Genomic DNA, 3,820 nt, shown 5'->3' with positions numbered 1-3,820 from the left:
AGCCGGGGCCGCGGGACTGGCTTTGCCAGACCGCAGGCGCAGCGGCCCCCTCGGGGGGGGCAGCGCATTACACGAAGTGAAAAGCGTGGGGGCTCAAGCTTTGAATCGGTCCTTGGCCTTGCGCGCAAACTCGTTGGTATAGGTCTTGGCGATGTCGATCTTGTCGGCCTTGATGCTGGGGTCAAAGCTTGCCAGTGCCTTGAGCGCCGTGCGCGCGCCGTCATCAGGAATGATGCCGTCAAGCGAAATCGACTCACGCACCTTGTTGAATGACGCAAGGTACAGCGCCCGGTCACCCAGCAGGTAGCTCTCGGGCACGGTCTTGATGATGTCACCGGGGCCTGCAGTCTGCAGCCATTTGAGCCCATGCACGATCGCATTGGCCAGTGCCTGGCAAGTGTTGGGATTTTTCTGGACGAACTCTATCGGGGCGTACAGGCAGGCCGCCGGCATGGAACCGCCAAAAACTTCGATCGTGCCCTTGAGCGTGCGCGTATCGCTGATGATCTTCACCTCGCCCTTTTGCTCGAGCATGGTCATGACCGGGTCGGTATTGCTCATGGCATCGATCTGCCCCGAACGCAGCGCAGTGAGCGCGCCCGCCGCAGTGCCGACTCCGATAAAGCTCACGTCGCCGGCCTTGAGCCCCGCGCGCGAAAGTACCAGGTTGGCCATCATGTTGGTGGACGAGCCCGGCGCAGACACACCGATTCTCTTGCCCTTCAGGTCTGCGACCGTTTTGTAGTTGGGCATGTTTTTTGTTGACACGCCAAAAGCAATTTGCGGCGCCCTGCCCTGCAGCACAAAAGCCTGGAACATCTGGTTTTTGGACTGAAGATTGATGGTGTGCTCGAAAGCACCCGAACAGACGTCGGCAGAACCGCCCACCACGGCCTGCAGCGCGCGTGCACCACCGGCAAAGTCGCTGATTTCAATGTCCAGGCCTTCGGCCTTGAAATACCCCAGTTGCTCTGAAATGGTAAGAGGCAGGTAATAGAACGCCGCCTTGCCGCCGACCGCCAACGCAATTTTTGTTTTCTCGAGCCTGGGTTGCGCGCGAAGCGCCGGCAATGCCAGCGTTGCTGCTGCCAGTGCGGTGCCACCGGCAAAAGCCCGGCGGGAAATCAGGGGTTGGCGATTCATGCAAGCCTCTCTCTTTTTTTGATGTCACAAGCTTATCGAGGCATAAAAAAACCCGCATCGGGGTCATCCCGTGCGGGTTTTTACCGAAGGTGATCGCGTTACCAGAGGTAACTTTCACACGCCCGACGCATGTGTCAACGAAAGCCGGAAAAAAGAATGACGATATTGATAAAAAGTGCACACGCCCAGATGGCAGAGCGGGCTTTGGCCAGGTCAGCGATGTACATCATGATGTAGGCAATGCGCAGCACGACAAAGAGCAATGCCAGGATGTCCAGCCGTGTCTGCCCCGCCTGCAGGACGTGCGCAATGATGACTGCTGCAAAGAAAAAGGGCAGCGCCTCGAATGTGTTGGCTTGCGCGGCGTTGGCCCGGGCACGCCAATCGGTTTGCTGCGCCAGCCAGCCTCGCGGGTTGTGGTTGTCATATCCACCATCACGCCGCGGGGTGCTCATCGTGCCGTATTTGGCAATGGCGGCACACACAATGGGCAACAGGGCCGCAATCAGAACACACCAGTAGGCAATGGTGAAGCGTGCGAATGTCATGGTGAGTTCCTTTCGTTATGGTCGCCCGCTGCGGGCATGAAGCTGTCAAGATAAAACTAAAAACACCGCCCTCACCTGCGGTCCACCAACGCGTGGGCAATGGTGCCCAGGTCTACGTATTCAAGTTCGCTGCCCACCGGCACTCCGCGCGCCAGGCGCGTCACCTGGACGCCGCGGCTTTTCAGCGCCTGTGCAATCACGTGTGCAGTGGCTTCACCTTCGGCCGTGAAATTGGTCGCCAGGATGACTTCCTGCACTTCGCGCGATGCAGGCGGCAATGCCTCGCCGCGCTCGTTCTTGGGCACCACGCGGTCAAACAGTTTTTGCAAGCCGATGTCGTTGGGGCCTATGCCGTCAAGCGGACTCAGCTTGCCCATGAGCACAAAATAAAGGCCCTTGTAGGCCAGCGTGCGCTCAAGGGCAGCCTGGTCGGCCGGTGTTTCGACCACGCACAGTTTGCTGCGGTCACGCTGCGGGTTGGCGCAGGTGGTGCAAACCTCCTGCTCCGTCAGCGTGTTGCACAAGGTGCAATGCCGCACGCTATTGACGGCGTGCTCCAGCGCACGGGCAATCTGCAGCGCGCCGGGCTTGTCGTGCTGCAGCAAATGAAAAGCCATGCGCGCGGCCGACTTGGCGCCCACGCCCGGCAGCTTGCGCAAGGCCTGGGTAAGGCCTTCGAGAGCGTTGGAGTCAGCCATGTGGCAGCAGCGACCGAGCGTTGTACCCGCTTTCGCAAGCAGGGGCCGCGGAACCGGCTTTGCCGGGCCGCAGGCGCAGCGGCCCCCTCGGGGGGCAGGGAGCTACACGCAGTGAGCGACCGTGGGGGCTCACAACTTTAGAAGGGCAGCTTCATGCCGCCAGGCAGACCGGGCATACCGGCCGTGAGCTTGCCCATTTTCTCGTTGCTCACTTCTTCGGCCTTGCGCACGGCCGCGTTGAACGCAGCGGCTACCAGGTCTTCCAGCATGTCCTTGTCGTCGGTCAGCAGGCTGGGGTCAATTTCAACGCGTTTGACATCGTGCTTGCAGGTCATGGTGACCTTCACCAGACCGGCGCCGGCCTCAGCGGTGACTTCCACAAATGCCAGTTCTTCCTGGGCTTTCTTGAGGTTGTCCTGCATCGCCTGCGCCTGCTTCATGAGGCCCGCGAGTTGTCCTTTGTTAAACATGGTAGTTCCTTTAAAACTTGAAATCGAGGTGTGCTTTGCGTCTGAAATTGCGTCGAAATTGGGGGCAGAAATTGGTTTTAAAACCTGCCTTTGATCATATCGACTTCGCGGCCAGCGGCCGGATGCTGCCGGGGACAATTTTGGCGCCCCAGTCGCGAATCATGTCCTGCACAAACGGGTCGTTCTGGATCATTTCTTCGGCCGCACGCTGGCGCTCGGCTTGCGCCGCCGCATTGCGGCGCGCCGGGGTGTCGGTGACGGGCCCCACTTCCACCGCGAGCCGCAGGGCCGCGTCGCCAAGATGCGCCTGCAGCGCGGCTTGCAGCTTTTCACGCGCTGCCGCCTGGTTCAGCGACTCGCGCTCCACCCGAAGCGTCCACAGCCCATCGGCCTGGCTGCGCAATTCAGACTGCAGGCCCAGTTCACGCGTCAGTGCCGCCACGGCCTCGGCGGCCACCAGCTGGTTGACGGTCTGGCTCCAGCCCTCGCCGTGCGGAACAGGCACCAGAGGCGCGACGGCAGCAGCTGGCATGCCCGGCTGCGGGCGCTGCTGCGGCACTGGCCGCTCCGGCATCGTCACGGGAGTCGCTACTGAATTGATAGCTGCTTGCGCCCGTTCCGTCTGGGCTACAGGCTGTTTTTTCTCAAAATTTTGAGCGGTGGGTGGTTCTTGTGAAACACGCGGCGCAGCGGGCACGGGCTCATCATGGGCAGGTTCGCGTGCAGCGGCAGGCGCCGGCGCCGCACGCCGTTCAGGCAAAGCCTCGGGCGCATGGGCCCGCGCCACCTCAGGCTGGGGCTTTTTTCCGGGCTCGGCGGCACCCCCCGCATGGGTGGTAGCCGAAGCCGAGGGTTTGAAGGCCAGCAGGCGCAGCAGCACCATGGTCAGGCCCGCGTATTCGTCGGGCGCCAGGCCCAGTTCACCGCGGCCATGCAGGCACAGGCTGTAAAGCAGCTGCGT

At 61.5% G+C, this 3,820-nt stretch carries 5 protein-coding genes; all 5 read right to left on the bottom strand.

Annotated elements, in window-relative coordinates:
• Positions 1–93 precede the first annotated feature (93 nt).
• Positions 94–1,143, bottom strand: coding sequence for an ABC transporter substrate-binding protein (locus tag AC1DWI_RS16190; protein ID WP_477670872.1), 1,050 nt, complete (start codon positions 1,141–1,143; stop codon positions 94–96).
• 134 nt (positions 1,144–1,277) lie between these two features.
• Complete coding sequence (locus tag AC1DWI_RS16185; protein WP_457278637.1) at positions 1,278–1,691, bottom strand: MAPEG family protein; 414 nt, start codon at positions 1,689–1,691, stop codon at positions 1,278–1,280.
• Positions 1,692–1,762: 71 nt separating this feature from the next.
• Entirely contained in the window at positions 1,763–2,389 is a 627-nt protein-coding gene (gene recR / locus AC1DWI_RS16180) for a recombination mediator RecR (protein WP_457278638.1), read from the bottom strand.
• Positions 2,390–2,526: 137 nt separating this feature from the next.
• Positions 2,527–2,859, bottom strand: a complete 333-nt coding sequence (locus AC1DWI_RS16175; protein WP_457278639.1) for a YbaB/EbfC family nucleoid-associated protein — start codon at positions 2,857–2,859, stop codon at positions 2,527–2,529.
• Positions 2,860–2,953: 94 nt separating this feature from the next.
• The coding region (locus AC1DWI_RS16170) for a DNA polymerase III subunit gamma/tau C-terminal domain-containing protein (protein ID WP_477725212.1) at positions 2,954–3,820 on the bottom strand (867 nt) is incomplete at its 5' end.

It is taken from the genome of Polaromonas sp. P3_C2 (genome assembly GCF_056402675.1).
Note: the sequence above shows the minus strand (reverse complement) of the source record. Positions and strands in the feature narration are given on the sequence as shown.

Excerpts from the sequence above, each read along its gene's own strand:
- AC1DWI_RS16175 (WP_457278639.1), bottom strand. The coding sequence starts at position 2,859 with ATGTTTAACAAAGGACAACTCGCGGGCCTCATGAAGCAGGCGCAGGCG.
- recR (WP_457278638.1), bottom strand. The coding sequence starts at position 2,389 with ATGGCTGACTCCAACGCTCTCGAAGGCCTTACCCAGGCCTTGCGCAAG.
- AC1DWI_RS16185 (WP_457278637.1), bottom strand. The coding sequence starts at position 1,691 with ATGACATTCGCACGCTTCACCATTGCCTACTGGTGTGTTCTGATTGCG.
- AC1DWI_RS16190 (WP_477670872.1), bottom strand. The coding sequence starts at position 1,143 with ATGAATCGCCAACCCCTGATTTCCCGCCGGGCTTTTGCCGGTGGCACC.